Origin of the sequence: Priestia sp. BR_2, from assembly GCF_041954005.1 — a bacterium.
GTDB classification, from domain to species: Bacteria; Bacillota; Bacilli; order Paenibacillales; family Paenibacillaceae; genus Paenibacillus_AQ; species Paenibacillus_AQ lautus_A.
Map to the genome: position 1 here is coordinate 1 of NZ_JAVFHM010000176.1, position 501 is coordinate 501.

The 501-nt window shown below is 52.3% G+C and carries 4 tRNA genes; all 4 read left to right on the forward strand.

The features are described 5' to 3' along the window. The first annotated feature begins 67 nt into the window (after nt 1-67). A tRNA-Pro gene (locus RB298_RS08625) sits at nt 68-144 on the forward strand. A 5-nt stretch (nt 145-149) separates the two neighbouring features. After that, nucleotides 150-225, forward strand: a tRNA-Ala gene (locus RB298_RS08630). Nucleotides 226-255: 30 nt separating this feature from the next. After that, nucleotides 256-332 (forward strand) — tRNA-Met (locus tag RB298_RS08635). Between the two features lie 27 nt (nt 333-359). Next, nucleotides 360-452 (forward strand) — tRNA-Ser (locus tag RB298_RS08640). The last annotated feature ends 49 nt before the right edge of the window (nt 453-501 follow it).

Genomic DNA, 501 nt, shown 5'->3' on the forward strand with positions numbered 1-501 from the left:
ATTGGATAGAGCGTTTGACTACGGATCAAAAGGTTAGGGGTTCGACTCCTCTCGGGCGCGCCATAAACGGGAAGTAGCTCAGCTTGGTAGAGCACTTGGTTTGGGACCAAGGGGTCGCAGGTTCGAATCCTGTCTTCCCGACCATTTATGGGGCCTTAGCTCAGCTGGGAGAGCGCCTGCCTTGCACGCAGGAGGTCAGCGGTTCGATCCCGCTAGGCTCCACCAATTAAACTGAATAATTGTAACGAATAATATGGCGGTGTAGCTCAGCTGGCTAGAGCGTACGGTTCATACCCGTGAGGTCGTGGGTTCGACTCCCTCCGCCGCTACCATATAAGTTACATTTGTTATAAATATACGGAGGAATACCCAAGTCCGGCTGAAGGGATCGGTCTTGAAAACCGACAGGGGTGTTAAAGCCCGCGGGGGTTCGAATCCCTCTTCCTCCGCCATTTATTTATATCATATTCATATCATCGCGGGGTGGAGCAGTTCGGTAGC